The organism is Gymnodinialimonas phycosphaerae (genome assembly GCF_019195455.1).
Classification (GTDB): domain Bacteria; phylum Pseudomonadota; class Alphaproteobacteria; order Rhodobacterales; family Rhodobacteraceae; genus Gymnodinialimonas; species Gymnodinialimonas phycosphaerae.
Window position 1 is genome coordinate 2329928 of sequence record NZ_JAIMBW010000001.1, and the last position, 24631, is coordinate 2354558.

Annotated in this window: 23 protein-coding genes and 1 riboswitch; of the genes, 10 read left to right on the top strand and 13 right to left on the bottom strand. The window is 62.7% G+C overall.

The annotated features are described in order from the left end of the window. The first annotated feature begins 138 nt into the window (after positions 1 to 138). The gene (locus KUL25_RS11580; RefSeq protein ID WP_257893081.1) at positions 139 to 1236 is read left to right on the top strand and encodes a DUF1972 domain-containing protein; all 1098 of its coding nucleotides are present in this window, start codon (positions 139 to 141) and stop codon (positions 1234 to 1236) included. 18 nt (positions 1237 to 1254) lie between these two features. Here KUL25_RS11580 and KUL25_RS11585 read toward each other — a convergent pair whose 3' ends face one another. The 4 genes from KUL25_RS11585 to KUL25_RS11600 all read right to left on the bottom strand — a co-directional run bounded on the left by KUL25_RS11585 (position 1255) and on the right by KUL25_RS11600 (position 3360). Next, the gene (locus tag KUL25_RS11585; protein WP_068363144.1) at positions 1255 to 1491 is read right to left on the bottom strand and encodes a TFIIB-type zinc ribbon-containing protein; all 237 of its coding nucleotides are present in this window, start codon (positions 1489 to 1491) and stop codon (positions 1255 to 1257) included. A gap of 78 nt (positions 1492 to 1569) precedes the next feature. Further along, on the bottom strand, positions 1570 to 1884 hold the full coding sequence (locus KUL25_RS11590; RefSeq protein ID WP_257893082.1) for a DUF5665 domain-containing protein: 315 nt from the start codon (positions 1882 to 1884) through the stop codon (positions 1570 to 1572). Between the two features lie 146 nt (positions 1885 to 2030). Next, on the bottom strand, positions 2031 to 2531 hold the full coding sequence (locus KUL25_RS11595) for a tRNA (cytidine(34)-2'-O)-methyltransferase (RefSeq protein ID WP_257893083.1): 501 nt from the start codon (positions 2529 to 2531) through the stop codon (positions 2031 to 2033). Then, positions 2524 to 3360 (bottom strand): DUF6206 family protein, encoded by an 837-nt coding sequence (locus KUL25_RS11600; protein ID WP_257893084.1) that lies wholly within the window; start codon positions 3358 to 3360, stop codon positions 2524 to 2526. The genes KUL25_RS11595 and KUL25_RS11600 overlap by 8 nt, the downstream gene beginning before the upstream one ends. Positions 3361 to 3536: 176 nt before the next feature. Here KUL25_RS11600 and KUL25_RS11605 point away from each other — a divergent pair, with 176 nt between their 5' ends. The 3 genes from KUL25_RS11605 (at position 3537) to KUL25_RS11615 (ending at position 5378) form a co-directional block, all read left to right on the top strand. Continuing rightward, the gene (locus KUL25_RS11605; protein ID WP_257893085.1) at positions 3537 to 4262 is read left to right on the top strand and encodes a hypothetical protein; all 726 of its coding nucleotides are present in this window, start codon (positions 3537 to 3539) and stop codon (positions 4260 to 4262) included. A 47-nt stretch (positions 4263 to 4309) separates the two neighbouring features. Continuing rightward, positions 4310 to 4777 carry a HugZ family pyridoxamine 5'-phosphate oxidase gene (locus KUL25_RS11610; RefSeq protein WP_257893086.1) on the top strand — a complete coding sequence of 156 codons (468 nt, stop codon included), beginning with the start codon at positions 4310 to 4312 and terminating at the stop codon, positions 4775 to 4777. 70 nt (positions 4778 to 4847) lie between these two features. Continuing rightward, the gene (locus KUL25_RS11615; protein ID WP_257893087.1) at positions 4848 to 5378 is read left to right on the top strand and encodes a hypothetical protein; all 531 of its coding nucleotides are present in this window, start codon (positions 4848 to 4850) and stop codon (positions 5376 to 5378) included. 12 nt (positions 5379 to 5390) lie between these two features. Here the strand turns inward: KUL25_RS11615 and KUL25_RS11620 are convergent, their stop codons facing one another. From KUL25_RS11620 to KUL25_RS11635, 4 genes are all read right to left on the bottom strand, one after another. Beyond that, the gene (locus KUL25_RS11620) at positions 5391 to 5843 is read right to left on the bottom strand and encodes a DUF427 domain-containing protein (RefSeq protein WP_257893088.1); all 453 of its coding nucleotides are present in this window, start codon (positions 5841 to 5843) and stop codon (positions 5391 to 5393) included. Between the two features lie 189 nt (positions 5844 to 6032). Continuing rightward, positions 6033 to 8324, bottom strand: coding sequence for a right-handed parallel beta-helix repeat-containing protein (locus KUL25_RS11625; protein WP_257893089.1), 2292 nt, complete (start codon positions 8322 to 8324; stop codon positions 6033 to 6035). Between the two features lie 382 nt (positions 8325 to 8706). Continuing rightward, positions 8707 to 9126: a DUF4864 domain-containing protein gene (locus KUL25_RS11630; protein ID WP_257893090.1), complete on the bottom strand. Its 420-nt coding sequence runs from the start codon at positions 9124 to 9126 to the stop codon at positions 8707 to 8709. A 52-nt stretch (positions 9127 to 9178) separates the two neighbouring features. Further along, positions 9179 to 10825 carry a lysine--tRNA ligase gene (locus KUL25_RS11635; protein WP_257894850.1) on the bottom strand — a complete coding sequence of 549 codons (1647 nt, stop codon included), beginning with the start codon at positions 10823 to 10825 and terminating at the stop codon, positions 9179 to 9181. A 116-nt stretch (positions 10826 to 10941) separates the two neighbouring features. Between KUL25_RS11635 and KUL25_RS11640 the strand changes: the two genes are divergently transcribed. Then, entirely contained in the window at positions 10942 to 11358 is a 417-nt protein-coding gene (locus tag KUL25_RS11640; RefSeq protein WP_257893091.1) for a tellurite resistance TerB family protein, read from the top strand. Positions 11359 to 11387: 29 nt separating this feature from the next. Here the strand turns inward: KUL25_RS11640 and KUL25_RS11645 are convergent, their stop codons facing one another. Continuing rightward, positions 11388 to 11936: a gamma-glutamylcyclotransferase gene (locus KUL25_RS11645; RefSeq protein ID WP_257893092.1), complete on the bottom strand. Its 549-nt coding sequence runs from the start codon at positions 11934 to 11936 to the stop codon at positions 11388 to 11390. 74 nt (positions 11937 to 12010) lie between these two features. Further along, positions 12011 to 12116: riboswitch (glycine riboswitch) on the top strand. A gap of 142 nt (positions 12117 to 12258) precedes the next feature. On the opposite strand from KUL25_RS11645, the gene gcvT reads away from it, so the two are divergent. The 3 genes from gcvT (at position 12259) to gcvP (ending at position 16696) form a co-directional block, all read left to right on the top strand. Next, positions 12259 to 13359, top strand: a complete 1101-nt coding sequence (gene gcvT, locus KUL25_RS11650) for a glycine cleavage system aminomethyltransferase GcvT (RefSeq protein ID WP_257893093.1) — start codon at positions 12259 to 12261, stop codon at positions 13357 to 13359. Positions 13360 to 13374: 15 nt separating this feature from the next. Then, positions 13375 to 13737, top strand: coding sequence for a glycine cleavage system protein GcvH (gene gcvH / locus KUL25_RS11655; RefSeq protein WP_068363173.1), 363 nt, complete (start codon positions 13375 to 13377; stop codon positions 13735 to 13737). Positions 13738 to 13861: 124 nt separating this feature from the next. Then, complete coding sequence (gcvP, locus tag KUL25_RS11660; protein ID WP_257893094.1) at positions 13862 to 16696, top strand: aminomethyl-transferring glycine dehydrogenase; 2835 nt, start codon at positions 13862 to 13864, stop codon at positions 16694 to 16696. 110 nt (positions 16697 to 16806) lie between these two features. Here gcvP and KUL25_RS11665 read toward each other — a convergent pair whose 3' ends face one another. Then, the gene (locus tag KUL25_RS11665) at positions 16807 to 17352 is read right to left on the bottom strand and encodes a DUF4329 domain-containing protein (protein ID WP_257893095.1); all 546 of its coding nucleotides are present in this window, start codon (positions 17350 to 17352) and stop codon (positions 16807 to 16809) included. Between the two features lie 142 nt (positions 17353 to 17494). Here KUL25_RS11665 and KUL25_RS11670 point away from each other — a divergent pair, with 142 nt between their 5' ends. Beyond that, a complete protein-coding gene (locus KUL25_RS11670; protein ID WP_068363176.1) occupies positions 17495 to 17680 on the top strand; it encodes a hypothetical protein in 186 nt (61 codons plus the stop codon). A 770-nt stretch (positions 17681 to 18450) separates the two neighbouring features. Here the strand turns inward: KUL25_RS11670 and KUL25_RS11675 are convergent. The 3 genes from KUL25_RS11675 to KUL25_RS11685 all read right to left on the bottom strand — a co-directional run bounded on the left by KUL25_RS11675 (position 18451) and on the right by KUL25_RS11685 (position 23311). Continuing rightward, positions 18451 to 18657 (bottom strand): cold-shock protein, encoded by a 207-nt coding sequence (locus tag KUL25_RS11675; protein WP_011456742.1) that lies wholly within the window; start codon positions 18655 to 18657, stop codon positions 18451 to 18453. A gap of 954 nt (positions 18658 to 19611) precedes the next feature. Then, positions 19612 to 21267: an energy-dependent translational throttle protein EttA gene (gene ettA, locus KUL25_RS11680; protein ID WP_257893096.1), complete on the bottom strand. Its 1656-nt coding sequence runs from the start codon at positions 21265 to 21267 to the stop codon at positions 19612 to 19614. 97 nt (positions 21268 to 21364) lie between these two features. Further along, positions 21365 to 23311 (bottom strand): putative bifunctional diguanylate cyclase/phosphodiesterase, encoded by a 1947-nt coding sequence (locus tag KUL25_RS11685; protein WP_257893097.1) that lies wholly within the window; start codon positions 23309 to 23311, stop codon positions 21365 to 21367. A 638-nt stretch (positions 23312 to 23949) separates the two neighbouring features. Here KUL25_RS11685 and KUL25_RS11690 point away from each other — a divergent pair. Next, positions 23950 to 24606, top strand: a complete 657-nt coding sequence (locus tag KUL25_RS11690; RefSeq protein WP_427854427.1) for a nicotinate-nucleotide adenylyltransferase — start codon at positions 23950 to 23952, stop codon at positions 24604 to 24606. The last annotated feature ends 25 nt before the right edge of the window (positions 24607 to 24631 follow it).

Sequence of the window (24631 nt, forward strand, 5' to 3'; positions counted from 1 at the left end):
AGGTTAAGCCAAGGGCAAGTCGAGAAGACAATATCACGTCAGGAAGCGCGTTTGCCTTTTCCAATTCCGATCCTGATCAGGTAACTTTCGCGCACGCGCACCCGGGTCACAGTGGCAAGAGCCTCTCAAAGGATTGATATGGCAAATGAAAATCGCCATCGCATCGCGATCCTGGGGTGTGTCGGAGTGCCCGCCCGGTACGGCGGTTTTGAAACCCTTGCCGACAATCTTGCGCGCTTTCATGCCGATACGAACCGACCCGAGGCCTTGAGCATCTATTGCAGTCGTCCCGCCTATCCCGATCAGCCCGAGGTCTTTGGCAAGGCCAAGCTGCGATACTCGCGATTCCGTGCCAACGGTGCCTCCAGCGTCGTCTATGATGCCGCCACGCTGCGCGATGCGATCAGATGCGGCACGGATGTGGCCCTGATGTTGGGCGTATCGGGGGCCGTCGCCCTTCCCGTCCTTGCCCGCCAAGGCACGCGGATCATCACGCACGTCGACGGGCTGGAATGGCGGCGCGGCAAGTGGTCCCGACCCGCACGCGCCTTTTTGCGCTGGTCCGAAGGTCTGGCCGTGCGCCATTCGGACGCCGTTATCGCCGACAGTTCCGCCATCGCCGACCATCTGCGGCACGACTACGGGGTCGAGGCCGAGGTCATTGCCTATGGCGGCGACCATGCCTCTGCCGCGCCGCAGCCGCCCTCTGCCGCGCCGCCGGACCTGCCTGAGGGCTACGCCCTGGCGCTGTGCCGGATCGAGCCCGAGAACAACGTGGACATGATCCTTGCCGCTTTCACGGATGCCGCCAAGCCGTTGGTTTTCGTCGGAAATTGGGGCGACAACGCCTATGGGCGGGCATTGAAGGCCCGCTTCCGCAACGTGCCGCACTTGCAGCTACTGGACTCGATCTACGCCCCCGGCCCTCTTTTTGCACTCCGGCAAGGGGCCAGCGCCTACATCCACGGCCATTCCGCCGGGGGCACCAACCCAGCGCTGGTCGAGATGATGCACATCGGCCACCCGATCTTCGCGTTTGACTGCGTTTTCAATCGGCTCGCCACACAAGACGCCGCCCGGTACTTCACCGACACGGCAAGCCTTGTTGCCGCGCTGTCCACACCGATGACGGCTGAGCAGGGCACCGCGCTACAGCGCATCGCGCAGCGCGATTACACCTGGGCGAAGGTCGGCGCGCAGTATTTCGACCTGTTCGACCGCCTGGCCGCGCGCTGACCGCTTGGGGCCTGCCGTTCAGAAATCGAAGATATCATCCAGAAAGGACCCGCGCTTCTTGCGGCGGGGGGCGCGTTCTTCTGCGTACCCCTCCTGGGCGGGCGCGGCAGGGGCCGCCGCCGGGACCGAGCGTTCGATGATCTTGTCGAGTTCTCCGCGATCAAGCCAAACACCGCGACAGGTGGGGCAATAATCAATCTCCACCCCTTGGCGGTCAGACATCACGAGGGTGGTTCCATCGACTGGGCATTGCATGGGCGCTCTCCGTTTGGGTCAATCGGTGCCGTCCTTTGACATGTAAGCGGCGCGCGGCCCTTCTCAAGATCTGGTCGCTCAATCCGCCCCGTTGACCGCGGCATCGATCTGTTGTGCGATCTGGGCCGACCACTCCCCGATGATCGGCAAGAACTCGATCTGGCTCAGCGCCCAGATGATCACCGACAATAGCACCGTCGCGCCGATCACGGTGCCAAGCCCCGCGGCCATACCGACCGCGAAGCGGAAGAACAGGATCCGCGGGACGGATTGGTAGATCACGAACATCCGGTGTCGGCGCAGGAACGAAAGTTCCTCTCGCAGGGCGCGCACCTCGGCCTCCAGACCGGGCGTGTCCGTCGCACGAGGCGGAGTTTGATCGGGCTCAGGCATCGCCACCTCTCTCAGTTTGGTCTCTGTCAGTTCAATTGGCCGCGCAAGCGCAGCGTGCCCCCCGCGCATACCCAGTCGCGGGTGGCGTGAAAAGCCTTTCCCCCTGTCGGGCATGGAATTGCAGTCTTCCCACGGGCCGACATGGCCTATGCCAGGTAGGATCGCATCGCCTGATAAATCACCGCCGTGGCCGCATTGGCAAGGTTCAGGGACCGGATATGGGGCGAGCGCATCGGCAGGCGAAACGTGCGTTTGGCGCGACCGGTCAAGACCTCGGGCGGCAGGCCCTTGGTCTCTTTCCCGAAGATCAGATAGGCGTCAGGCGGATAGGCGGGCTCGTAGACCGAGCCGCCTTCCCCATCGTTCTCAAACAGGAAAAGCTGGTCGTCACGGGGGGCACGATCAGCCATGAACGCCTGCCACGACTGATACTCGGTCAACCGCACGTACTTCCAGTAATCAAGCCCTGCCCGCCGCACGGATTTTTCACCGATATCAAACCCAAGGGGGTGGATCAGGATCAGTTCCAGATCCAACGCAACGCAGGTGCGCCCAATGGTGCCGGTGTTGCCGGGGATCTCGGGGTGGACCAGCACAACCTTCATGTTTGCGTCCCGCATCCCGGGGCGCACCGTGTCGTCAGGCATGGGGTCGATCACGCCCGGCGATGCCGTTCCAGCGGCCCACACCCAGCTTCGCCGCCCGCGCATGGCGCGCCAGTTGCGCTTGCACGGCATTGCGCCAGGGCCCTTCAAGGCGGGTCGCGGCGAACTTGTCAGCCCATTCGAGGATCTCTTCCGCGTCATTGGGGCGCTGGCGCAAAGCGCCTTCGATCAGCGTCTGGATCGAGCCTGCGGGCGTATACCAACGGTCTTGCATATCGCGAAGACGCCCCGGCAAGACCTTCCCAAGGCCGCGCAGCAGGCCGTTGTCGGCAAAACGCTGGATCAGCTGCCCCATCTCGTTGCGGCTATAGGCAATCAGCGGTGGAAAGGTGTCCAGAAACAGGGGGCCCGTCTCGTCCATGGCGAACCGTTCGATCTGCGCGTGAAGGCCCACCCGCTCGGGGCGTTGCGCGACGCGGCGCCAGAACTCGGCCACATCGGTGGCGACCCGGTCCAACAGGCCAATGGCCGCCTTGGGGCCCGCCTTCCGGATCAGGGGCACCAGCATCATGTCGTCGGGAACCGCCTTTTGCACAATTACCGGGCGCTGCATGCCTGCCTCGTCGATCAGACGCAGGTGCGTTTCCGGGACGCGCATACCGGCAAGCTGAAGGCAATCGACATAGGCATCGTGACGGCGCGCCAGAAGCTCTTGCACTTCGGGATCACGTCCGCCGCGATAGGCGGTCACGAGATAGCCTTCCAGCGGGCCAGAGCGCGGGCGCAGGGGCACGCCGAAGTAGCGCTTCTCATGGGGGACGACCGTGCCATCGGCCAAAGTCGCGCGAATGTTGCGTGACAGATCAATCATGGGGCACCCGCACTGTGGGTACGGCATTAAACAAATACTCATTTACTGAACGCACAGTGCCCAAAGCAGCGACCCCCCCGAATCTGTGGCTGGCAGAGCCTGACCATGGCCGCCCGCGCGCGGCTGCGACAAGGCCGTTAGGGATTTGTTAACTCTATGCGGCCTTTATCGTACTTATGCGTTGCACGGGGGTCACGGTTTTGGGTCTTGGCATGGTGGTGGGCCTTTGCGGCGCACCTGCCATCGCGGGCCCGTGGGCGCGTCCGGCGGGCGATGTGTTCCTCTCTTTCCAGATTTCGGCCGAAGAAGCCCCCTCGGATGTGATGGCCGGCCTGTGGGAGCCTGAAACCTACCTCAGCGCCTACGCCGAAGTCGGGCTGGGTCACAGCCTGACGCTTGGGGTGGACCTTGGCCAGGGCGAGCTTAGCCGTCAGGTGGTGGGCTTTGTGCGCTATTCGCTCAGCGCGCCGGACGCGACGTGGCAGTTCGCCGTTGATGCTGGCCTTGGCGTGCGACAATTGGGCGAGGCCGATGCCCATGGGCTTGTACGCCTTGGAGCCTCTCTCGGGCGCGGTTTCGGCGGCGGCGGGGACGCTTGGTACATGCCGATGCGCCATCAGGGCGGCTGGGTCACGCTGGATCTGGTGGCGCTTTATGATCTGGAGGTCGATGAAACGATCCTGCAAGCCGAGGGCACGCTTGGCTTCAGCCTGACGGATCGCGCCTCTCTCGTCTTCTCAATGAAGGCCGAGGATTGGCCGGATTCCGATCCCTTGCTGACCGCCTCGCCGTCGTTCGTATTCCAGATCCGCGAGGGCACTTCCCTGCGGCTTGGCGCGCGCGGCGCCTTGACGGGAAGCGATGCGGTGGGCATCTCGCTATCGCTTTGGCAGGAATTCTAGGCCTCTGCGACCTCGCGCCAGCCGCGATCCCCTGCTAATCTTGCGCCATGACCAACCCGATCCGCCCCACCGATGACGACGCGCGCGCCCTTGCGCGGTCCCTGATCGACGCGGCCCGCTTCGCCGCCCTGGCCGTACTTGACCCCGCCACAGGGGACCCCATGGTCACCCGCATCGCGCTTGTGCCCGGCCCCGACGGCGTGCCGCTGTCGCTGATCTCGACCCTCTCGACCCACACCGGGGCGCTGGCCGCCCATCCCGCGTGCTCCCTCCTCATCGGAGAGCCCGGCCCCAAGGGGGACCCCTTGACCCACCCGCGCCTGACCCTTCAGGCCACCGCGACCGCAGCCGATAAATCCGCCCTGCGCGACCACTACCTGTCGCACTACCCCAAGGCGCAACTCTACTACGATTTCACCGACTTCCAGCTGACCCGGTTCACCCCTGATCGGGGCTTTCTGAACGGCGGCTTCGGCAAGGCCTTTCACCTTACCGCCCCGGACTTTGCGACGTGAGGGCCTGATTTCCCATTCCACGGTCGCTTAACCATTAGGCAGCGCCAAAATTCCGTGCCATTCTGACGATATGACAAGCACCCTCCTCGACCCGTCGCTGATCGGCATCTGGCTGCTTCCCGGCCAACCTCAGACCTATGAGATCACCGAGGATGGCAGCTATTACATCGCGGAACCCGATGAGACGCTCAGCTTCAGGGACGGCGGCGCGCAGATGATCTGGGGCGGGCGCACCTACACGCGCGTCATCGGAGAAGGGATGACCCCCGTAGGCACATGGCGCGAGGCTGACACCGGCGACGGCTGGGATTTCACCGCCGATCACGCCTACACGATCCTCAGTGCCACCGATGAGACCGGCGAGACCTTCACCGGCATCTGGGCCCTGCGCAATGACGGCACCAGCCTGTGGACCTGCGAGAAGCAGGCCGATATCGAGACCGTCGGCGCGCATCTGACCTTCATCACCCCCAGCGGGGAGCGGTTAAGCTACGGCTACACGGTGGACGAAGGTCTGTTGTCGTTGCTTGACCCCGACACCTGGCAAGAGCTGACCCGCTATATCAGCGCCGAACGGATGGTGCGCAGTGCCGCCGGTTAGGCGACACAGGCGTCACCAATGCATCGTCCCCATCGCGCCCTTGATGCGCCCCGTCAGGTTCGGCGTCACCCACCCGCCGTAGAAGTCTCCGGGTTGTGGCACGACGCGCATCTGCCCCACGTAGGCCGCGTCCAGGGCAGTGGCGAAAAAGGCGATATGGTCGCGCAGGGCCTCGAACCGGGCGGTGGGGGCCGGATAGCTCCACGCGGCCTTGCGCGCCCGGCGGCCATTGATCACCAGATCATAGTAGACCGCCCGCCCCTTCCATTCACAAAACGTCTCATGGGTCACTGGAACGAGGGCCGAGATCAGGACATCGCCCGGGGGGATGTAGTACGTGGGCGCGTGGTGCGTTTCCAGCACCCGCAGCCCCGCCTCCGTATCGGCGATGGGAACCCCCTTGAAGACGGCGCGCAGCCGCTGTGCCACAGGCTCCAACGCGGGCGGGCGCGGGTAAGTCGACACGTTTTCAACGGCGAGCACGGGCAGCCCTTCCTCAAGCCTTGATCCTGTCGCGCGGTTTATCGCGCCCGCACGGAAAGGAGAAGGCGCGATCGGCAAAAACACCGGACCCCCGGGGTGCCGTCGCATCCCCGGGGGGCCCCCTTCAACCTTGCACTGTCGCCGCGTACCGCCTGCGCAAGGCGAAGCCCGTCAGTTGTCGCACCGCGTCGTGACGTAGGCCGCCCCCTTCACGGCCTGCGACCATGTCACCCGCAGTGTTTGTCCGCCGACGCCCTGCAACCCCTGCGCATAGGGCGCGGAATAGACGATGACGTTCGAAACCGACCGCAACGGACCATCGGGCAGCACCGACAGCGCATATTTCGCCGGGGCACCGAACGGCAGCCAATCGCTCAGATCCACGTTCCAGGTCTGGACGGCCGTCCCCTCCACCACACGCAGCGAAATCGGGTTCTCGGTGCGCTTCACGATGCCGTGGAAGACGTTCCCCTTGAACTCAAGGTCCGCCGTGCGGTTCAGGTCAAGGCTCGCGATGGAATCGTCCACGCCGTCCACGGCCTCCAGCTGCGCGCCGTTGGTCTTCTTGAACAGGTTGCCCGTCACCGACATGCCGTTGATGAAGTGATCCGTGCCGTGGGGCTTGATCGAGATGAACCGCATCCACGGCGCCGTGTTGGTGGCGAAGAAGATGTTGCCCTGCACCGTCAATCCGTGGAACGACAAGCCGCCGGTGAAGTTTGGTGTCGGGTCCTTTTCGTTGGTCCATTCGATGTAGCAATTGTCGACGTAGTTGCCGGTGAACGTGCATTTGGCGTTGGCATCGGCAATCACCAGCCCCGGAGAGCGGACGCCCTCCACGATCCCGTCACCCTGGAAGAAGTGATTGCCCGAGATGATGTTGCCCGAGCCCGAAATCACCCCGAAGTGGAGGAACTTGTTGGCCCGGTTGTCGCGGATCTTGCAGTCGCTGGAGTTGATGTTGAAGCAGATCGATTTGCGCTGCGGCACGTTGACGGTCTGCTCGTTCGACAGGAACTGGCAGCGGTCGATCTGCATGCCCTGGCAGCCCTCGTCGGCGCTGGTGATCGCGCGGTCCTTGGGACCGGTGAAGAAGCAATCCTGGATCTGGAACACCAAGCCATCCAGCGCCAGATTGATCGCCGAACACAGACCCCCGCAAAGGAATTCGATGTCCGAGACGATGAAGCGCTGTAAGTTCTGCCAACCAATGAAGTCCAGCATGTATTTGAAGCGGGTGAAGGTGTAGGTCTGGTTGGCCGGTGGCGCGACCAGGGGCGAGGACAGGAAGACCTTGTTTTGCGCCGCATTGACCGCGCGCACATAGACCTCGCGGCCCACCCCTTGGGGCCCCGTGACAAGCGAGCCCACCGGGATCGAGGCGGCGTTCGACACGCCCGACAACTCGAACGCGCTGGAGGCCGACCAGTTGGCGCTGCGCGTTGTGACGGTGTCGTTCCAGGCGCTGGAGGCGGCAGCGGTGAACTGCCCGTTACGCAGGACGCGACGGTTGGCATAGGTATTGCGGTTGCCGACAATGGCCTGGATGTCCAGCGGCTCATCCAGCACGACGCGGCGGCCACACATGTCGAACGCTTCGAATTCGGACTGATTGAACAGCTGTTGCAAGCCCTTCTTCAGGCCAAGAACCTCATCCCCCAACGCCTCCGCATAGCCATCGAGATCGAAGTTCTCATTCAGCGAAAGGCGCGCCGTGTCGGGCATGACAAGCTTGCCCTCAAAGCGGGCGGGGTTGGTGAGGGTCAAATTGTTGCCGACGTAGTAATCACCTTCGGGCACCAGCACCTCACGCCCGTTTGCGGCGGCATCAGCCGCGACGAAGGCATCGCGGTCGTTGGTCGTGCCGTTGCCCACGGCACCGTAGTCGCGAACATCGACCCAATCCATCAGCTTGCGATGGAAGACCGAGGTGACGTCTTCAACGGTGATGCTTTCGATCCGGACCTGGGCGCCGTTGGGGCCCGTCAGGTCAAGGCCGACATGGGCGTAGCTGGGGCCCGTCCCCCACGCCAGATCGACACCGCCGCGCTGACCCGAACCGATGATCGCACTGACCGTGACGATGGTGCCGTAGCCGGTGATATCGACCGAGGTCGCCGTCTCGGCAAGGCCCGACACATAGGTGTCATTTCCCGCCCCCGGCCAAGCCGCGATGCGCACATCAGGCAGGTTGCCCGACAGCACTTTGACCCGGGCCGAGATCCGCAGATACGTGCCGGGGATGATGGGCGTCTGCCCCATCGAGCGTAGCTTGGTGGTTGCGTCGATCTTCAGGATTTCAAGGCAATCGCCGAAATCGCTATCGGCCGAAACGATCGCGGCATTGGGCGCCGTGGCCCATGTATCGCTGCCCGGACGGCCGTCTTGCCGGGACCAATCGCCCAGGCCATCGGCAAATGCTGGCGGCATCAAGATAAGGCCGTCTGTGATCACCTGGTTCATGTCGTACCCCTTTTCCGCACGGGACCATGCGCCCGTGATCGGGGCCCCGCGTCATCCATAGACCGGAACAGGGGCAACCGAGGCGCCCTGAACGGTCACCTCGGTTGTTTTGCAATGTCTGAAAACGTCCAGGATCAGCCGACTGGGACAGCCGATTACCCGGATTGCGTCGCCATGATTAGGCCATAGAGGTTAAGAGGTCATTAACGCGACAAAGAAAAACGGGCGGAACCCGACAACGGCGCCCAAAAGCGCCCTGCTTCAGGGCCGGGCGCCCCCGGCCCAGCGCACCGCAGGTGCGCGCGCGGCCCCCGGCGACGGCGCAGCCGGCGCAATTCCTAAGTCGTGCCGACGGCGCAGCCGGCGCAATCCCTCAACAGCCCTAAGCACCCAGCGACGGCGCTTGCAGAACCTGCACGCCGTTGATCCGCCAGCCATCTTCCGTCTCGATCATCGCATACCCAAGATAGTGCAGGTTTCCGGCCTGATCGACGACTTCCACCCGCTGCACGATGATCGCGCCAAATGTCTGAAGATCGATGAAATCGACCTCAGCGGGGTTCCAGACCATGGGGTAGGCCTGCTGCACCATACGGCCGAAGTTTTGCGGGTCGCCAAACAGCCCCTGGATATTGGGGCTGGCATATTGCCATGCGTCAATCACGTCCTCCGCCCGGAAGGCGTTGAACTGACTGCCGATCACGGCCTCGATCTCGGGGTTGGGGGCCAGCATCTCTTGCGCCGAGGCGGACAAGGCGGCGGCGCAGGACAAGACGAACGACAAAACGGCGGCGCGGATCATGGGGCATCTCCTTGTTTCGATGTCCCCCAACCTAGCGCCGCCGCCGCAGATTTCAGGTCACAAGTTTGCCAGCCAACCCATCTTCGATCAGCTGCACCGTCTCATCAATGCCGTACAGCGCGATGAACCCGCCGAACCGAGGGCCCTGCGATGCCCCCAGAAGCACCTCGTAAAGGCCCGAGAACCACGCGCGCAGCGGATCAAAGCCGTGGGTCTTGCCGATCGCAAAAACGATGGATTGCAGGAATTCATCATCATGCCAATCGACCTCGGGCAGGGCCACCTCCTTGCCCTCTTGCGCGTTCTTGCGGGCGATCACGTCCAGCGCCTTGTCGGCATCTCCAAGGCAGGCAATAAGCTCCTCCATCGCGCCGCGTTCCTGATCGGTCGGCAGGCGGAACTGGCGGGTGGGTTTGACGAAATCGTTGTAATAGCGGATCGCGAAGCCTGCCGCCTGATCCAGATCCGGGTTCGTCTCCGGGCTCGCATCGGGCGCATAGCGGTTGATGAAGCCCCACAGCTTGTCTTTCTCTTCGGCGCTCGACACGCTGGCCAGGTTCAAAAGCATCGCAAACGGAACCACCATCGTGCTCTCCGGCACATCGCCGCCGTGGATGTGGTAGACCGGGTTCGCCAGCCGCGCGGCCGTGTCCTGCGCCCCGTAGGCACGCAGCTGCTGGTGGTATTCATCCACCGCCTTGGGGATCACGTCGAAATGCATCCGTTTGGCCGTCTTGGGCTTGCCGTACATGAAATACGACAGCGACTCCGTCGAGGCATAGCTTAGCCATTCATCAATGCTGATCCCGTTGCCCGACGTCTTGGAGATCTTCTGCCCGCCCTCATCCAGGAACAACTCATAGGTGTAGGTCTCGGGCGCCTTCGTCCCCAGAATCTCACAAATCCGCGAATAGATCGGCGTATTGGTGGAATGGTCCTTGCCGTACATCTCGAAATCAACCTCCAGCGCCGCCCAGCGCGCGCCGAAATCGGGCTTCCACTGGAACTTCACGTTGCCGCCCGTCACCGGAAGCGTCCATTCGCGCCCGTCTTCATCATCGAAGGTGATCGTATGGGCCACCGGATCAACCGCCTTCATCGGCACATACAGCACCCTTCCCGTCTCGGGGTGGATCGGCAGGAAAATCGAATAGGTCTGCTGCCGCTCCTCTCGCAGGGACTTCAGCATCACCTTCATGATGTCGTCATAGCGCTCTACCGCCCGCTTGAGGACCTCATCGAACCGGCCAGAGCCATAGAACTCCGTCGCGCTGATGAACTCATACTCAAACCCGAAGGTGTCCAGGAACCGGCGCAGCATGGCGTTGTTGTGGTGGCCAAAACTCTCGTGGGTGCCGAAGGGATCGGGCACCGACGTCAGGGGGCGCTGCAAATGCGGCGTCAGCGACTCGGGATTGGGTACATTGCCCGGCACCTTGCGCATCCCGTCCAGATCATCGCTGAAACAGATCATCTTGGTGGGAATGTCTGAAATCACCTCGAACGCGCGGCGCACCATCGTGGTGCGCAACACCTCTCCGAAGGTTCCGATATGCGGCAGGCCCGACGGGCCATAGCCCGTCTCGAACAGCACATAGCCCTTTTCGGGCGCGCCGCCCTCGTACCGTTTCAACACCCGCCGCGCCTCTTCAAAGGGCCAGGCCTTGGAGGTCATCGCAGCATCGCGCAGATCGGTCATGGGTGTCGCCTTCATTGGCGGGCGCAAATGCCCGGCTCGGATCAATGGCCCGGACCTATTGTCTGGGACGCCCGTCGTCAATAAATGACACCACATACACGCCAGGAGAGCCAAAGATGCCCGATCACAGTTTCACCCCGGAAGACAGCCTCGTGGCCGTGATGGTCGGGATGTCCTTCTCGGACGAGACGATCCGCACCGAGGAATTGTTGTCCATCGAGCAGATGGTCAATTACCTTCCCGTCTTCGGCGCTTATGACGCCGACCGCACGCGGCGCGTGGCCAACGTGGTATTCGACCTTTTTGAAGAGGAAGACGGCCTTGACGCGCTGTTCGGTCTGGTGACGGACGGCCTGCCCGCGCATCTGTATGAGACAGCCTATGCGCTGGCCTGCGATGTGGCCGCCGCCGACGGCAAACTGGCCCAGGCCGAGCTGCGTTTCCTGCAAGAATTGCGCGATGTGTTCGCCATTGATCGCCTCCATGCCGCCGCCATCGAGCGGGGCGCGCGGGCGCGTCACATGACGGTCTAAGGACTGGATGACGGTCTGAGGACTGGGGCTCAGGCCCCGACCTGCGCCAGATGCGTGTCGACGAACTTTCGTTCCTCGGCTGTCAGCACTGTCGCACGGGGATAAACCGGATCGGCACGATCATCGCGGATCGGGTGGTGCCAACCGCCTGTCGTCTCGAAGAACGTCCGCGCGCCGGCCTCTCCAAACTCGGCCAGATAGCCCTGCACGACGGTATCGAGGTAGCTAAGCAGGATCGGATGCGCCCTGGTGTCTACAAGCTCGGGCTCTACCGCATAGATCTGGATATCCAATTCCGTTCCGTGGCTATGGCCATGGCGGATCTCACCTACGCCATGGCGCGCATAGGCGGCCTCGCGCACATCAAGCGCCGCCCAGTCCGCGCCGGGCACAGCGGCGATAAGGCCCGAAATCTCGCCGGTCGAATCAGGCTCGGCAGTCAGGAACGCCACTTCGCGCAGCACAGTGCCCTTCCACATCCTGCGCCATCCCCTGACATGGGCTTGAACAGCCTGTGGGTAGGCATGGGTCTTGCGGTTCACGAGGCTGCCATAGCCAAAGAAATACGGATCGATCATGGTCCCCAAATGAGGCAATTGAAAACAGCTATCAAGCCCTCTTGATATGGGCGCGCGTCTCTGTATTGTTTGCGACGTATCCATAGGGAGACGCTCGTTTGCGCCGCTTCGCGTCGCAGACTTGGGCCGAAGGAGCAACCGCCCCGGTAAACTCTCAGGCAGATGGACCTGTGGATGCAAAAGTACTCTGGAGAGTGAGGGAGGGCCCTCCGCCGAAGGGATAACGATCTCAGGCCAAAGGACAGAGGGGGCATCATATGGCGCGGCGTACAGCTCGCGTGTGAATGATGCCGGGCCATGGGCCCCGGTTCGGGGGACGATGATGGCTGAGGGCGATCTCAAGACACTGGCACTGGCCGATTTGCACGCGGAACTGGGCGGCAAATTCGTGGGCTTCGCGGGCTATGCGATGCCCGTTCAATACCCCCTTGGCGTGATGGGCGAACATCTGTGGACCCGCGAAAGCGCGGGCCTGTTCGATGTCAGCCACATGGGTCAGGTGATGCTGCCCGGCGATTCGGATCTTGAGACGCTGGTGCCGGTCGACGTGGCAGGACTGGCCGAGGGTCGCCAACGCTATGGTTTTTTCACCAATGACGCGGGCGGCGTGCTGGACGATCTGATGATCGCGCGCGTGCCAGATGGCCTGTTTTTGGTGGTGAACGCCGGGTGCAAGGACGCCGACATCGCCCATTTGCGCGCCCATCTGGACGGGGTCAGGGTGATCGAGGACCGCGCACTTTTGGCCCTGCAAGGCCCGAAGGCCGAAGCGGCATTGGCCGCGCTGATCCCTGAGGTGGCCGACATGCGGTTCATGGATTCCACGCGGATGGCGTGGAACGGCGCAGAATTATGGATCAGCCGCTCTGGCTACACCGGCGAAGATGGGTTCGAGATCTCGATCCCGGAGGGGCGGGCCGAGGCCTTCGCCCGCGCCCTGCTGGAAGACGAGCGGGTCGAACCCATCGGGCTAGGCGCGCGGGATTCCCTGCGGCTGGAAGCCGGATTGCCGCTGTATGGTCAAGACATGGACCCGAGCGTCAGCCCGATAGAGGCCGGGCAGGCCTGGGCCATCAGTAAGGTCCGCCGCAGCGGTGGCGACCGCGCGGGCGGGTTCCCCGGCGCGGATACCCTCCTTGACCAAATCGCCAACGGCGCGCCCCGCCGCCGCGTAGGCCTGCTGCCCGAGGGCCGCGCGCCGATGCGGACCGGCGTGGAAATCTTCACCAGCCCCGACGCCCCCACCCCCATCGGCAAAATCACCTCCGGCGGTTTCGGCCCCACCCTGGGCGCACCCATGGCTTTGGCCCTCGTGGCGTCTGATACGCCCGGGGATATCCCGCTCTACGGCGAGGTGCGCGGCAAGCGCTTGCCGGTCGCCCAGGTCAAACTTCCCTTCACACCCCCCGGCTTCAAACGCTAGATCACGGAGACACCCATGAAATTCACCGAAGACCACGAATGGCTTGAAGCCGACGGCAACATCATCACCGTCGGCATCACCGAACACGCCGCCACGCAACTGGGCGATGTCGTCTACGTCGAATTGCCCGAGGTCGAGACCCAGGTCTCCAAGGGGGATGAGATCGTGGTGATCGAATCCGTCAAGGCCGCCTCCGACATCATCGCGCCGCTGGATGGCGAAATCGTAGAGGTCAACGACGCCCTCGCCGACAAGCCCGCTTTGGTGAACGAGGATGCCATGGGGGCCGCGTGGTTCTTCAAGATCAAGATCGATGATCTCGATGCGCTGGACGAATACATTTCGGAGGAAGAATACAAGGATCTGATCGGGGAATAAGGGGGCACCTTCGACTTGCGGCCATGCCCGGCACCACGCCGCCCCATGGGGGGCCAGCCCCCCATCCCCCCCGGCATATTTTCAGAACAAAGAGGGGCAAAAGCCCTGATTGATGGAGCGCTCAATGCCCTGGACGACCACCGACTACGACCCCGATGATTTCGCCAACCGCCGTCACATCGGCCCCTCCCCCGCCGAAATGGCGGAGATGCTGGGGTTCGTGGGCGCTGACAGCCTGGATGGGTTGATCGACGACACGGTCCCCGCCTCCATCCGGCAGACGGGCGCGCTGGAATGGCCCGCGCTGTCCGAGGCGGAGTTGCTGGAGCACATGCGCGAGATCGCGGCCAAGAACAAACCGATGGTCAGCATGATCGGCCAGGGCTACTCCGGCACTCACACGCCCCCCGCGATCCAGCGCAATGTGCTGGAAAACCCCGCGTGGTACACCGCCTACACGCCCTACCAACCCGAGATTGCGCAGGGCCGGCTTGAGGCGCTGCTGAACTTCCAGACCATGGTGGCGGACCTGACCGGGTTGCCCGTGGCGAACGCCTCGCTCCTGGACGAGGCGACAGCGGCGGCCGAGGCGATGGTCATGGCGCAGCGGGCGTCGAAGTCGAAGGCGCGCGCTTTCTACGTTGATGAAAACTGCCATCCCCAGACAATCGCCGTGATGCAAACGCGCGCCGCGCCCTTGGGGATCCAAGTGATCGTCGGTGCGCCCAAGGCGCTGGACGCAACCGCCGTCTTTGGCGCGATCTTCCAGTATCCGGGCACCTTCGGCGGGCTTTCTGACCCCTCCGCCCAGATCGAAGCGCTGCACGAGGCCCGCGCCATCGCCGTAGTCGCCACCGACCTTCTGGCGCTGACACTTCTGAAGGAACCGGGCGCCATGGGCGCGGATATCGCCGTGGGCTCTGCCCAACGGTTCGGCGTGCCCCTTGGCTATGGCGGGCCGCACGCGGCGTTCATATCGTGCCGTGACGCGCTGAAACGCTCGCTTCCCGGACGCATCGTGGGTGTCTCGGTCGACAGCCATGGCCACAACGCCTACCGCCTGTCCCTGCAAACCCGCGAACAACATATCCGGCGTGAAAAGGCGACCTCCAACGTCTGCACGGCACAGGCGCTTCTGGCCGTCATGGCCAGCTTCTACGCCGTCTTCCATGGCCCCCAGGGGCTGCGCGCCATTGCAGAGCGTGTGCACATGCGCGCCGTCCGTCTGGCCGCGTCGCTATCTGCCGGGGGCTATCCGCCGGAAAACGACACGTTCTTCGACACGCTCACGGTGCATGTCGGCGACAAGCAATCGCGCATCATGGCCGCCGCCGTCGCACGCGGGATCAACCTGCGCGATGTCGGCGCGGATCGCATCGGCATCGCCGTCGATGAGGTGACGACCGAGGCGCACATCGAGGCCGTCTGCCGCGCCTTCGGCGTGCTGGTGGCCCCTGCCCCCAAAGCGCCCGCGATCCCCGACGATCAGTTGCGCACGTCCGATTACCTGACCCATCCCATTTTCCACATGAACCGTGCGGAATCCGAGATGATGCGCTACATGCGCCGCCTCAGCGACCGCGACCTCGCGCTGGATCGCGCGATGATCCCGCTTGGATCCTGCACCATGAAGCTGAACGCAGCCGTCGAGATGATGCCGATCACCTGGCCCGAGTTCGGAAACCTGCACCCCTTCGCCCCCGCCGATCAGGCCGAGGGTTATGCCGAAATGCTGGAAGACCTCTCTGCCAAGCTGTGCGAGATCACCGGCTATGACGCCATGTCGATGCAGCCCAACTCGGGCGCGCAGGGCGAATATGCGGGGCTCTTGACCATCGCCGCCTATCACCGCGCGAACGGGGAAGACCGCAATATCTGCCTGATCCCCGTCTCGGCCCATGGCACCAACCCCGCCTCGGCCCAGATGGCAGGGATGCAGGTGGTGGTTGTGAAATCCCAAGAGGACGGCGATATCGATCTGGCCGATTTCCGCGCCAAGGCAGAGGCGGCGGGCGACAAGCTGGCCGCTTGCATGATCACCTACCCCTCTACTCACGGCGTGTTCGAGGAAAGCGTCAAAGAAGTCTGCGCCATCACCCATGAATTCGGTGGGCAGGTCTACCTCGACGGTGCAAACCTCAACGCCATGGTCGGTTTGTCGAAGCCGGGCGAATTGGGCGCAGACGTCAGCCACCTGAACCTGCACAAGACGTTTTGTATCCCCCACGGCGGCGGCGGCCCCGGCATGGGGCCGATTGGCGTCAAAGCGCATTTGGCACCGCATTTGCCCGGCCATCCCGAAACGGGCGGTACGGCGGGCCCTGTCTCTGCCGCGCCCTATGGCTCGGCCTCGATCCTACCGATTTCCTATGCCTATGTGCACCTCATGGGCGGCTCTGGTCTGACCCAGGCCACCAAGGTTGCCATCCTCAACGCCAACTACATCGCGCGGCGGCTGGAAGAGGACTATGGCGTTTTGTTCAAAGGCACCACGGGCCGCGTGGCTCACGAATGCATCCTGGATACGCGCCCCTTCGCCGAGGCCGGCGTCACCGTCGATGACATCGCCAAGCGCCTGATGGACCACGGCTTCCACGCCCCCACCATGAGCTGGCCCGTGGCGGGAACCCTGATGGTAGAGCCCACGGAATCCGAGACCAAGGCCGAGCTGGACCGCTTCATTACCGCGATGCAGGCGATCCGCGCAGAGATCGCCGAGGTCGAGGCCGGGGCGATAAAGGCCGAAGACAGCCCGCTGCACCACGCCCCCCACACGATGGAGGATCTGGTGCGCGATTGGGACCGCGCCTACACCCGTGAACAGGGCTGCTTCCCGCCGGGCGCGTTCCGGGTGGACAAATACTGGCCCCCGGTCAATCGCGTGGACAACGTGGCAGGCGACCGGAACCTGATCTGCACCTGCCCGCCCCTGGACGATTACCTGGAAGCGGCGGAGTGAGAACTCGGCGCCGGGTTTTTGGGCCTGTTCGTGGTAAATGAAGTGTTAACAAAATGCTTTACTTTGCATTTTCAGATGGTTAGGCCCTTGCTCAAGCTTGAGCAGGCGGCCTAGCGCGACCGCCCGAACCGGGTATAAAGCCCATCCAACGTGTAGGTCTCGGCCACCGGGCCGTGCTCTTCCGGGTAGAAGTTGGGATCAACAGGCAAGCAATCGCGCCCGCAGGCCTGGGTCATGGTGCCCGTCGTGCCATCGACGTACCACAGACGCCCGCCGGGTGTGCCAACCCAGCCATTGACGCCGAAACGCATATCGCCCTCGACATCCTGGATCGAGGGTACTTCTCCGTCGTATCCCAAACCCCACGCCGCGTGGGTGTGCCACGACGACACCGCCCTTTGTCCAGCCTCCAACGGAAGCGAGGCGCAACTCGCCTCACCGCCCCACGACGCTTTGGTGGAAGAGTAATTGCCCGCGTCGTCCTGCAAGATGAATCCGCAGACCTCGCGGTTGAATCGCACGGACAGCTGGTTCATCGACTCCATCATACCCCGCACGAATTCCATCTCTCGCGCATCCTGCGCTTGGGCTACAGGGGCAAACAGCACGGCTGCGGCAGCGACAAGCGCGGCTTGTACGGACGTCATCGATCGCATTGTCAGGCGGCTCCTATGCGGTGGCTTGCAGGTGAGGGTAGCGGAGATTGCGCGACAGGCAACGTGAAACATGGCGCAAAGCAGTGGAATGCAGCGCAGGCCACGCTACAATCCTGTTCAGCAGCAGAAGTGGAGGGATCAGATGGCAAGCTTCGAAGACAAGATGAAGGACCGCGTGCAGGCGATGGCCAAGGGCACCCGAATTGAAACCCTGAGCGACGATGAAGATGTCCGCGAATGGTTGGTTTTCGGCCGCATCGCGATGATGGCTACGATCTGGATGGCGATGATTTCCGCCGTGGCATTGGTGATCTCTGTCCGCTTCTGATCGCCGCGCAGGCCGTCCCTCCGTGGCTGGTGCAGGGCTGCCATACGGTCGCGGGACAGATCACGGATCGGCATCCTTCGGTGCGGACCCCTTTAGATTGCAGCCCAATCCGTAAAGCGAAACGGTTGCGGGCGGGTCTTGCGTTGGCTGTGCTTTTGTTGACGCTGGGGCATGTCGTATCTCCTTTGATGGGTTCAAAGTACCGTCTGACGTGGAGCGGGTCATTGGACTGTGCCCAGACTTGACAGCCTAGATGGACGCCCAATCGGTGAAGCGAAACGGGGTCGGCGCGGGCTTGCTGGGGATCGGGCTTGGCTGATGGCGGGGCTGTGCGGGGCGGGTCATTGTCGTTCCTTCGGGGGTTGTGTGTGGCGGGATGGGGCAAAGGTGCTCTGGTGCCCCGTGTCACACAAAATCGCCGCGCTGATATCCGATAGCCTTTGGGCTTTCCCGCGCTATTTCATGGCCTTGGCGGAAAGCTGCCAAATGGGAACCGTCATGGGCGGCGCTTGGCCGATCCGGCTTGGAGGGCCTGCGATCAGGCCAAAATGTCCTGCTTGACCGAGATGCAGGTCGAGCCGCGCGGTGCGTACTCGGCTGAGAAGGCCACGCGATTCCCGAGGTCAAAGATCCATGCAAGCAAGCGCCCGACACGCTCCGATGCGCTCCGATGGTTCATGACAGTCAGTGTCGCCGCACCCGAGCACAAAAAAGGCGCGTCCGTCTCCGGGCGCGCCATCGTCAGTTCAGCATAGTCGCTGAGGGGTCGCTTAGACCGCCTTCAGGTTCACGGCGCTCTCACGGCCATCGCGGCCAGCTTCGAGGTCGTAAGTCACTTTCTGATTGTCGGCGAGGCCGGTCAGACCGGAGCGCTCAACAGCAGAGATGTGCACAAACACGTCCTTGCCGCCCGTCTCGGGTGCGATGAAGCCGAAGCCTTTAGTAGAGTTGAACCATTTCACGGTGCCATTGGCCATCGTGTGTCTCCTAGTATGTGTAGTCCCGCCCGCGTGCCTGCGGCGGTGTGGCGTCAGTTGGGTAGCAGATCGAGACTGAGGCCTTGGTAGAGGAGACAGCGGACGAGTGCGGTAACGGTCGCGAGCGCTGTATGGGGGATTCTTGCGTGAAAAGCAAGGGAAAGGTGCGTCCACGAGCGGAGAAACGCCGAAGGTGAGCACCATGCACAAAGGGCTCAAGTCATTGTTTTAGATCGAATAAGCCTTTGTCGGCAACAACTCGTTAACCATAAGTTTGACGCCCCGGTTCCAAGTCCGCACGGGACTGAGGGTTTTCCCGCAAATTTGAGTGTCGCACGGAGCACTCAGAGCAGTCATTGAATCAATCGTTCATGAACGCGATTGGCAAAGCGGCGGATCGAACGGTCAGGAATGGAAAGGGTGGCCGAAGCCACCCTCAATCACCAGAACAATCCAATGACCGCCAGTAGCAACGATGCCGAGCCAACAATGTCAGCATAGCGAACGCGCCACTTTATTTTGATCGTAAACCGCATGGCCTTAGCCCTCGTGCGATGTCCGACCGGTCGAACGTTGTTACACGCTCAGTACTTATATACCGCCCCAATTCCGGCGGTTGCCGCACCTTAGTTAACATCAGGCCCGGCGCTTCGACGGCTTCCCGCTCAGGTTATTCTAGGCACAGCCCAGAGTCCTGCCGGACCGCCTTAGCCTACTTCCCACTAAGGTTTCGACACAGCGCCGCTAAGCGCTTGCAGCTTCCGGGCAGGATTTGCGGTTGTCGCATTACGATCCGCTCACCTGCCACGCGGTGGTATGAGCACTTTCGATCCACTGCCGCATTATGACTGCCATGATTCTTATCCAACGACAAGAACAAAAGGGGTCCAGAAGGGCTGATTTTGTATGGCGGGACGATTACCACCCTATGGGTAGTATTGCGGCGTCCTCCCCCTACCGAACAAACTTCTTGTGCTTCAGGCGCTTCGGCTCCAGCGCGTCCGGGCCCAGACGACGCTTTTTATCTTCCTCGTAGGCCGAGAAGTCGCCTTCGAACCATTCGACGTGGGCCTCGCCCTCGAACGCCAAAATATGCGTGCAGATGCGGTCGAGGAAGAAGCGGTCGTGGGAGATAACGACGGCGCAGCCGGCGAAATCGGTCAGGGCGTCTTCCAGGGCGCGGAGGGTTTCCACGTCGAGGTCGTTGGTCGGCTCGTCAAGCAGCAGGACGTTTCCGCCGGATTTCAACAGCTTGGCCATATGGACGCGGTTGCGCTCGCCGCCTGACAGCTGGCCGACCTTCTTCTGCTGGTCGCCGCCCTTAAAGTTGAACGCCGAGCAATACGCGCGGGAATTCATGCTCGCGTCGCCCAATTCGATGATTTCTGCACCGCCCGAGATTTCTTCCCACACCGTCGCATCACCCTTCAGGGCGTCGCGGGATTGGTCGACGAAGGCCAATTCCACCGTATCGCCGTATTCCAAGGTGCCCGCGTCTGGCTGTTCCTGGCCCGTGAGCATCCGGAAGAAGGTGGATTTCCCCGCGCCGTTGGGGCCGATGACGCCGACGATGCCGCCGGGCGGCAGCGCAAAGGAGAGGTCCTCGATCAATAGCTTGTCGCCGTAGCCCTTCTTGAGGTTCTCGATCTCGATCACCTTGGAGCCCAGACGTTCCCCGTTGGGGATGATGATCGTGGCGCGCGACAGCTTCTCGCGCTCGGACTTGCCGGCGAGGTCTTCATAGGCGTTGATCCGGGCCTTCTGCTTGGCCTGACGGGCCTTGGCGCCCTGGCGGATCCATTCAAGTTCACGCTCCAGCGTCTTCTGGCGGGTCTTGTCTTCGCGGGCTTCCTGCTCCAGCCGCTTGGCCTTCTGCTCCAGCCAGGCCGAATAATTGCCCTCGTACGGGATGCCGCGGCCGCGGTCCAATTCGAGGATCCAGGACGTGATATCATCAAGGAAATAACGGTCGTGGGTGACGATCAGGATCGTACCCTTGTAGTCGATCAGGTGCTGTTGCAGCCAGGCGATGGTTTCGGCGTCGAGGTGGTTGGTCGGCTCGTCCAGAAGCAGCATTTCGGGCGCTTCCAGAAGCAGTTTGCACAGCGCCACGCGGCGACGTTCCCCGCCGGAAAGGGTGGCAACCGGCGCATCATCGGGGGGGCAGCGGAGCGCCTCCATCGCGACGTCGATCTGGCTGTCGAGGTCCCAAAGGTTGTTGGCGTCGATCTCGTCCTGCAAGGCGGCCATCTCATCGGCGGTCTCATCGGAGTAGTTCATCGCCAGCTCGTTGTATTTATCCAGCTTGGCCTTCTTCTCGGCCACGCCAAGCATGACGTTTTCGCGCACCGACAGGCTTTCGTCCAGCTGCGGCTCCTGCGGCAGATAGCCGACGCGGGCACCCTCGGCAGACCAAGCCTCGCCGTTGAAATCCTTGTCGAGGCCCGCCATGATCTTCATCAGGGTCGATTTACCGGCACCGTTGACACCGACGACGCCGATTTTCACGCCGGGCAGGAAGCTGAGGCGGATGTTCTCGAAGCACTTTTTGCCACCGGGGTAGGTCTTGGAAACACCATCCATGTGGTACACGTATTGATAGGCGGCCATTGGTCCACTCCGTCTGAAGGATCGCTGTTGCGCACCTCTCTTAGAGGGGTCGCGAGGGATCGGCAATCGAAGGGTTGGACCGATGTCCCGGGACAGCCTAGGCGCTGAGGGCGTGGACCGTACGCTCGGGCGCGATGATGATGGGGGCACCCTTCGCGACCATTCCGATCAAGGCGTCGCGGTCCATGGGGCGCGCGATGCCGAAGCCTTGCAGGCGGAAGCATCCGTGCGCCATCAGGAAATCCGCTTGTTCCGCGTATTCGATCCCTTCCGCCAGGGTGCTAACGCCCAACTCATCGCACAGACGCAGGATCGACGTGGTGATGATACGAGCGGACCGGTCGTGGGTGACATTGGCGATCAGGGACCGATCCAGTTTCACGCCGCTGACCTCCAGTTGGCTGAGGTGCGACAACCCCGCATAGCCGACGCCAAAATCGTCGAGATAGACGGAAAAGCCCTTTTCGCGCAGTTCCAGAATGCGGGCAGCGGCGACGCTGTCGGTGGTGTCAGACCCGAAGAATGTCGTTTCCAGCACCTCTGCAACGAGGGATTGGGTATCGAGCCCGGCACGTCGGGCTTCATGGTCGAGGCGGCGCATGAAGTCGGGATGGGCCAGCGCCTCGGACGAGGTATTGAAGGCACCGCGAATGCTGAACCCCCGTGCCCGCAGATCCGACACCAATGAGGTGGTGGCTCGAATGGCCGCGAAATCGACATCGGCCATGCGGTTAAGGCGCGAGGCGTAGCGCAGGAACACGTCGGGCGGCACGACCTCTCCGTTGCTGCGGTGCCAGCGGGCGAGCGCCTCGAACGAGTAGACCTTGCCGGTGCGCCCGTCGAGGATAGGCTGATAGACGAAACTGATCCCATCGTTATCGAGCGTATCGACGAACTCTTCCATCATGGCATTTTCGGCCTCTTGGCGGTTATGAAGGACGGCGTCATAGCGGGCCACGCGGGGTGAGCCGGGGCGCTTTGCCTCGTAGAGCGCAAAATCGGCGGAGCGGATCAGATCGGCGGCTGTGGTTTCATCGCCATCGCTGAGCGCGATGCCAATAGAGGCCCCACACTCCAGGTTGGTGTCCTCCCACTCCAGCGGCGTGCGAATACACTCCATTATCCGGTCGGCCACATGTTGCAATTGATCAAAATCCGTGACGCCCGGACAGGCCACCACGAATTCATCGCCCCCCATACGGCAAGAGAGGTCATTGGGGCCGACGCAGGCGCGGATCGCGTCAGCCACGTGGACGAGGATCCGATCACCGGCCGAGTGGCCGTGGGTGTCATTCACGGCCTTGAAATGATCCAGGTCGATGTAGAGCAGGCCAATAGCGCGCGCATCAGGGTCGGGCCGCCGCAGGATCGCATCCGTGGCAGCCAGAAAGGCGGTGCGATTGTGCAACCCGGTCAGGGCATCATGGTGGGCGGCGTGATGAAGGTCGGCGCGGGCGCGCTCCAGTTCCTCTTCGCGATTGACCTGAGTGGTGACATCGCGCGACACGAGGATCACACGCTTTTCCCCAACCCGAGGCTCCACCACGGCGAGGTTGAACTCGTGCCAGAACAGCCCTCCATTCTTGCGCATGTTGGGGCGTCGGACGAGGTTGTGAAATTCGTAACTATCGAGATCAAAACGAAAGTTTTCGATCTCTTCGTCATCGGGCTTTACATTGGGTGGAAAGCAGAATTCCTGCGGGCGCCGCCCAATGACTTCCTCCAGGGATCGGCCCATGATCCGGCAATAGGCCGGATTGGCCCACAGAATGCGCGCCTCCATATCCTGATACACGAGGCCATCATTGGCGTTCTGGGCAACGGCGCGCAAAATCGCTTCCTGGGCGCTGACATCATCAAGGGTCTTCTCGGCCTCCTGAAGCGCCTTGTTCGCGAATCTGGAAACGCGGATCTTGGCGCACAGCAGGCCAATCGTGAACAACAGCATGATCGCAAGAGCGATCTCCATCATCAGGAATGTCTGCGCACCCGCCGGGGCAAGCCATGTCACCACCGCAGAGATCAAGCCCATCGTACCAATCATCGCAACTGTCCCGTTTCGTCAGAGGAACGCTATCAATTGCCGCCGAACGCCCGGTTAACGCCCCTGCGGGACCGCCACACAATCTATAGAAAAATGAACCTAAATAGTGTCGGATGAGGTGGATTTTCGCCGATCTCGCGGCGCGCGCGATAACGACTGGACCGGCCAGGTTTGCCGCGTTTAAGACGGAAGACCTTAACCAAGGAAGACAACCATGATGATCCTTTTTGTATCCGCGCGCCCCAAAGGCGCCCTTCGCACCCCCTAGAGCGCTGTTTCAAGACGGGCCTCATCGCCCCTCGTCCAAGGCCGCCCGTGACGCGGCCTTTCTTTTTGTCTTCCGGTTGTCGATGACCGGCCCTCAAACTGTCTGCCCCCGGCGCGTGGCGGCTTTCCAATCCGATGGAGAGTTCCATGCATGGCAAGTTCACCACGTTTCAAAACGCCGGTCTGCGGCGGCTTTTGCGCCGCATGGGGGCGCGTCTTTCGCAGCGCCCAAAATCGGCGGTCACACCCCGGCCCGGCGATATCCCAGATTACCTGCGCACCGACGTCGGGCTGGAACCCCGCGCCCCGCAAAGACCACACGGCACGGATCCGCCCCGATGCGATCCCTTCCGGCTGCTTTAGGACGCCCGATGATTGACAGCCCGCCCCTGCCCCCCCATCAACGCCTTTTGGAGGGAGCAGGGGCCCTGCGCCACAAACTGCCATTTGCACTGCCGGGCCAGACCGTTGGCCTGTTCGGAGGATCGTTCGATCCGCCGCATGCAGGCCATGTCCACGTGAGCCGGGAAGCCTTGAAGCGCTTCGACCTGGATCGCGTCTGGTGGCTGGTGTCGCCGGGCAACCCATTGAAAGAGAAAGGCCCCGCCGCGTTGGAGCGGCGCATGGCGGCGGCCCGCGCGATGGTCAGCCATCCCCGCATCGAAGTCACCGATATCGAGGCGCACCTTGGCACGCGCTACACGGCGCAGACGATCGAGCGGTTTCGGGCCTTGTATCCCGGTGTGCGGTTCGTCTGGCTGATGGGGGCCGATAACCTGGCGCAGTTCCACCGGTGGCAGCGCTGGGAATGGATCATGGAAACGGTTCCCGTGGGTGTTCTGGCGCGCCCCGGGCAGAGGATTTCGGCCCGGACCTCGGTGGCGGCGCAAAGATTTCGGGACGCAAAGATGCCCGCAAGTGCCGCGCGGATGCTGGGGCGGGCCGAGCCGCCCGCGTGGTGTTTCCTGAATGTGCCGATGCTGGATGTGTCAAGTTCCGAGATACGGGCACGGGGGGAGTGGGGCTAGCCCGACCTGCCGGTGAATGCCCTAA

Coding starts and splice junctions, on each gene's coding strand:
- KUL25_RS11580 (WP_257893081.1), top strand. CDS start 139: ATGGCAAATGAAAATCGCCATCGCATCGCGATCCTGGGGTGTGTCGGA.
- KUL25_RS11585 (WP_068363144.1), bottom strand. CDS start 1,491: ATGCAATGCCCAGTCGATGGAACCACCCTCGTGATGTCTGACCGCCAA.
- KUL25_RS11590 (WP_257893082.1), bottom strand. CDS start 1,884: ATGCCTGAGCCCGATCAAACTCCGCCTCGTGCGACGGACACGCCCGGT.
- KUL25_RS11595 (WP_257893083.1), bottom strand. CDS start 2,531: ATGCCTGACGACACGGTGCGCCCCGGGATGCGGGACGCAAACATGAAG.
- KUL25_RS11600 (WP_257893084.1), bottom strand. CDS start 3,360: ATGATTGATCTGTCACGCAACATTCGCGCGACTTTGGCCGATGGCACG.
- KUL25_RS11605 (WP_257893085.1), top strand. CDS start 3,537: ATGCGTTGCACGGGGGTCACGGTTTTGGGTCTTGGCATGGTGGTGGGC.
- KUL25_RS11610 (WP_257893086.1), top strand. CDS start 4,310: ATGACCAACCCGATCCGCCCCACCGATGACGACGCGCGCGCCCTTGCG.
- KUL25_RS11615 (WP_257893087.1), top strand. CDS start 4,848: ATGACAAGCACCCTCCTCGACCCGTCGCTGATCGGCATCTGGCTGCTT.
- KUL25_RS11625 (WP_257893089.1), bottom strand. CDS start 8,324: ATGAACCAGGTGATCACAGACGGCCTTATCTTGATGCCGCCAGCATTT.
- KUL25_RS11630 (WP_257893090.1), bottom strand. CDS start 9,126: ATGATCCGCGCCGCCGTTTTGTCGTTCGTCTTGTCCTGCGCCGCCGCC.
- KUL25_RS11635 (WP_257894850.1), bottom strand. CDS start 10,825: ATGACCGATCTGCGCGATGCTGCGATGACCTCCAAGGCCTGGCCCTTT.
- KUL25_RS11640 (WP_257893091.1), top strand. CDS start 10,942: ATGCCCGATCACAGTTTCACCCCGGAAGACAGCCTCGTGGCCGTGATG.
- KUL25_RS11645 (WP_257893092.1), bottom strand. CDS start 11,936: ATGATCGATCCGTATTTCTTTGGCTATGGCAGCCTCGTGAACCGCAAG.
- gcvT (WP_257893093.1), top strand. CDS start 12,259: ATGGCTGAGGGCGATCTCAAGACACTGGCACTGGCCGATTTGCACGCG.
- gcvH (WP_068363173.1), top strand. CDS start 13,375: ATGAAATTCACCGAAGACCACGAATGGCTTGAAGCCGACGGCAACATC.
- gcvP (WP_257893094.1), top strand. CDS start 13,862: ATGCCCTGGACGACCACCGACTACGACCCCGATGATTTCGCCAACCGC.
- KUL25_RS11665 (WP_257893095.1), bottom strand. CDS start 17,352: ATGCGATCGATGACGTCCGTACAAGCCGCGCTTGTCGCTGCCGCAGCC.
- KUL25_RS11670 (WP_068363176.1), top strand. CDS start 17,495: ATGGCAAGCTTCGAAGACAAGATGAAGGACCGCGTGCAGGCGATGGCC.
- KUL25_RS11675 (WP_011456742.1), bottom strand. CDS start 18,657: ATGGCCAATGGCACCGTGAAATGGTTCAACTCTACTAAAGGCTTCGGC.
- ettA (WP_257893096.1), bottom strand. CDS start 21,267: ATGGCCGCCTATCAATACGTGTACCACATGGATGGTGTTTCCAAGACC.
- KUL25_RS11685 (WP_257893097.1), bottom strand. CDS start 23,311: ATGATTGGTACGATGGGCTTGATCTCTGCGGTGGTGACATGGCTTGCC.
- KUL25_RS11690 (WP_427854427.1), top strand. CDS start 23,950: ATGATTGACAGCCCGCCCCTGCCCCCCCATCAACGCCTTTTGGAGGGA.